This is a genomic window from Lawsonibacter sp., assembly GCF_022777125.1.
Classification (GTDB): domain Bacteria; phylum Bacillota; class Clostridia; order Oscillospirales; family Oscillospiraceae; genus Lawsonibacter_A; species Lawsonibacter_A hominis.
Map to the genome: position 1 here is coordinate 1 of NZ_JALFGV010000052.1, position 3,646 is coordinate 3,646.

Here is a 3,646-nt window from a genome sequence, read left to right on the forward strand (position 1 = left end):
TGGCCCCGGCGCACATGGGGCAGGGCTCCAGCGTCACATACAGGGCGCAGCGGCTCAGCCGCCATCCCCCCAGGGCGCCGCAGGCCTGGCGGATGGCGTCCAGCTCCGCATGACCCAGGGCGGTATGTTCCGTTTCCCGCCGGTTGCGGCCCCGGCCGACCACCGCGCCGTCCCGCACGATGACGCAGCCCACCGGCACCTCGCCCTCCTCCATGGCCTGGCGGGCTAATTCCAGCGCCTGGCGCATATACTCTCTCGGTTCCATGGGGCCCTCCTTTTTTGTGGCGTTCGCCCTTTTGTTATAGCATATAAACGGGAAATGTGCTAGAATCAATTGAAAAGAACCGCCGGATTGCTCCCCACGCGCATCTGGCCGGAGGAACGCTGCCCGGGCGGCGCAAGGCGCCTTGAAGCGCGGCCGTATTCCTGCGCGTTTGCCCGGCCGGACCCAGATCCCCACCGGTGCGCACACGGCGATGGGATCGGCGGTTTCTTCTGCCAACCAAACTTTTTGTGCAGGTGATGGATTTGATCGCGATTTTTCTCATTGCCGTGAGCCTGGCGCTGGACGCCTTTGCCGTGTCGGTATCCAGCGGCATTTCCGTGCCCGGCTTCGGCTGGAGGCAGGCTGTGAAGATGGGCTGCTGGTTCGGGGTGTTTCAGTTCCTCATGCCCCTGCTGGGCTGGGCCCTGGGCAGCAGCGTCAGCCGGTACATAGAGGCGGTGGACCACTGGATCGCCTTCGCCCTGCTGGCCCTCATCGGCGGGAAGATGGTATGGGAATCCCTGCGAAAAGGCTGCGGCGGGGAAGAGGAAGCCCCGGGCGACCTGTCTGCCCGGCGCCTGTGCGTACTGGCCGTTGCCACCAGCATCGACGCGCTGGCGGTGGGCGTATCCATGGCGTTTATGCCGGTGGATATCCTCTCCTCGGCCGGGATCATCGGTATCGTGGCCTTTGTCCTCTCCGTGGTGGGCGGACTGGTCGGCCGGCGGCTGGGCTGCCTGTTCCAGCGGCGGGCCGAGCTGGTGGGCGGACTGGTGCTCATCGGTATCGGCGTCAAGATCCTGTGTGAGCATCTGATGGGGTGAGGCGTATGGACACGTGGGGCCTTTTGGGATTGGATATGGCGGAGCACCGTGCGGTCGCCCTGGTGGGGGCGGGGGGCAAATCCTCCACCATGTATGCCCTGGCCCGGCAGGCCCGGGATACGGGACGCACCGTGATCGTCACCACCACCACGCATATCATGCCCCACCCGCGCCTGCCGCTGACCGACGACCCGGACCCGGAGCGCCTGCGCGCCCTGCTGGCGCGGCACGGCGTGATCACCCTGGGCCGCTTCCTGCGCCCGGACAAGCTCTCTGAGGCGGGCAGCGTGGCGGTGTGCCGCGCGGTGGCCGGCGTGGTGATTGCGGAAGCGGACGGCGCCCGGCTGCGGCCGCTGAAGGCGCCGGCGGAGCACGAACCGGTGATCCCGCCGGCGGCCGACGCAGTGGTGGCGGTGGCGGGTCTGGACAGCGTAGGCGCCCCCATCGGGGCGGTCTGCCACCGGCCGGAGCGGGTGTGCGCCCTGCTGGGCAAGTCCATGGAAGCGCCGGTGACGGCGCAGGACGTGGCGCTGCTGCTGGCGCACCCGCTGGGGGGGCGCAAGGGCTTGGGAGAGCGAATGGCGTTTCGGTGCCTGCTGAACAAGGCGGACACGCCGCAGCGGGCGGCCTGGGGGGCGGAGATCTGCCGCCTGCTGGGGGAGCGGGGCGTGCGCGCCGCCGTGACCCACTATACGGAGAAGGAGCGTGGAGGGGCATGCTGGTTCTGATCAAAGGCGCGGGAGACCTGGCCACCGGCACGGCCCTGCGGCTGTACCGGGCGGGCTTTTCAGTGATCATGACCGATCTGGAGCAGCCTACCGCCGTGCGGAGGAGCGTGGCGTTCTGCCAGTGCATTTATGACGGGGCCTGCGCCGTGGAGGGAGTCACCGCCCGCCGTGCGGCCGGGGCGGAGGAGGCCGGACGCGTTCTGACGGCGGGGGAGATCCCGGTGCTGGCCGATCCGGCGGCGGAAATTCTGCACGCGCTGCCCTTTGACGCGCTGGTGGACGCCATCCTGGCCAAGCGCAACACCGGCACCCGCATTACCGACGCTCCCGTGGTGCTGGCCCTGGGGCCGGGTTTTGCGGCCGGGACGGACTGCCACGGCGTGGTGGAGACCATGCGGGGCCACGATCTGGGGCGGCTGCTCACCGAGGGCGGCGCCATCCCCAATACCGGCGTGCCCGGGGAGATCGGCGGCTATACGCGGGAGCGCATCATCCGCGCCCCGGCGCGGGGGATTTTCGAGCCGCTGGCCCGGATCGGCCAGCCGGTGACGAAGGGGACGCCCGTGGCCCGGGTGGGCGGCGCGGTGGCCTGCGCGGAGCTGACCGGCATCGTCCGGGGCATGCTCCCGGCGGGACTGACGGTGGAGGAGGGCATGAAGGCCGGAGACATTGATCCCCGGTGCCAGGCGCGCCACTGCTTTACCGTCTCCGACAAGGCGCGCGCCATCGGCGGCGGCGTGCTGGAGGGACTTTTGTACTTTGGAAGGAGGGGCGGAGCATGGAACGGCTGATCCTGTGCGGCGGCGGCCATGTGTCCCTGCAGGTAGCCCAGATCGCCCAGCGGCTGGACTTCGTGCTGGCGGTGATCGACGACCGCCCGGAGTTTGCCAATCCAGACCGGTTCCCCATGGCGCGGGTGCTGTGCATGCCCTTCCTGGAGGCGCTGGATCAGCTGGGCGGCGGGGCGCAGGACTATTATGTCATCCTTACCCGGGGGCATGTGTTCGACCGTACCTGCCTGGAATGGGTGCTGCGGCATGAACGGGCCTATGTGGGCATGATCGGCAGCCGGATCAAGGTGGCCGCAGTGATGACCGCGCTGGAGGAGGCGGGCTGGCCCCGCAGCGTGCTGGAGCAGGTCTATTCTCCCATCGGCCTGGAGATCGGGGCCCAGACCCCGGCGGAGATCGCCGTATCCATCGCGGCCGAGCTTATCCAGGTCCGCGCCCGGCTGGGTCCTGGCGCGGTGCGGCCGCCGGAGGGGCCGGGGGTGCTGTGCACCATCGTGAAAAAGAGCGGCTCCGCGCCCAGGGGCGTTGGGACCTGGATGCTGGTGCGGCCCGACGGGCAAAGCGTCGGCACCGTGGGCGGCGGCGCGGTGGAGCATCAGGTCACGCTGGACGCCCAGGCCCTTTGGAGGGATGGCGCAGGCCCGCTGCGGAAACACTATGATCTGTCCCACGCCGCCGCCGAGCTGGGGATGGTGTGCGGGGGCAAGATCGACGTGGAATTTGAGGTGCGAAGATGAAAGAGATCCAGCTGTTTATTCTGAAGGGCTGTCCCCACTGTAAGCTGGCGCTGGCCTATCAGCAGGAGCTTCTGGCCGAACGGCCCCAGTGGCGGGAGGTCCCCCTGCGCATCGTGGACGAGCGGGCGGAGGCGGATTATGCCGACTCCTTCGACTACTACTATGTGCCCTGCTACTACGTGGGCGGGGAAAAGGTCCATGAGGGCCATGCGGAGCGGGCCGACGTGGAGGCCGTCTTCCGGGCCGCTCTGGAAGAGAACGCACCGATCGGCGTATCAAAAGCGTGCGCGCCGGGCAAACG

At 68.8% G+C, this 3,646-nt stretch carries 6 protein-coding genes; 5 read left to right on the plus strand and 1 reads right to left on the minus strand.

The window, feature by feature from the left end; genetic code table 11:
• Positions 1-265 (minus strand): nucleoside deaminase (locus tag MR825_RS04330; RefSeq protein WP_287879088.1); only part of this gene is annotated, 265 nt, incomplete at its 3' end.
• A gap of 257 nt (positions 266-522) precedes the next feature.
• Here MR825_RS04330 and MR825_RS04335 point away from each other — a divergent pair.
• The 5 genes from MR825_RS04335 to MR825_RS04355 all read left to right on the plus strand — a co-directional run.
• Complete coding sequence (locus tag MR825_RS04335) at positions 523-1,089, plus strand: manganese efflux pump MntP (protein ID WP_287879091.1); 567 nt, start codon at positions 523-525, stop codon at positions 1,087-1,089.
• Positions 1,090-1,094: 5 nt separating this feature from the next.
• Positions 1,095-1,817, plus strand: coding sequence for a selenium cofactor biosynthesis protein YqeC (gene yqeC, locus MR825_RS04340; RefSeq protein ID WP_186907373.1), 723 nt, complete (start codon positions 1,095-1,097; stop codon positions 1,815-1,817).
• A complete protein-coding gene (gene yqeB / locus MR825_RS04345) occupies positions 1,805-2,608 on the plus strand; it encodes a selenium-dependent molybdenum cofactor biosynthesis protein YqeB (protein ID WP_186907372.1) in 804 nt (267 codons plus the stop codon). The genes yqeC and yqeB overlap by 13 nt, the downstream gene beginning before the upstream one ends.
• Complete coding sequence (locus MR825_RS04350; RefSeq protein ID WP_287879095.1) at positions 2,596-3,345, plus strand: XdhC family protein; 750 nt, start codon at positions 2,596-2,598, stop codon at positions 3,343-3,345. The genes yqeB and MR825_RS04350 overlap by 13 nt, the downstream gene beginning before the upstream one ends.
• On the plus strand, positions 3,342-3,646 hold a 305-nt coding region (locus MR825_RS04355; protein ID WP_287879098.1), incomplete at its 3' end, for a hypothetical protein. The genes MR825_RS04350 and MR825_RS04355, both read left to right, overlap by 4 nt.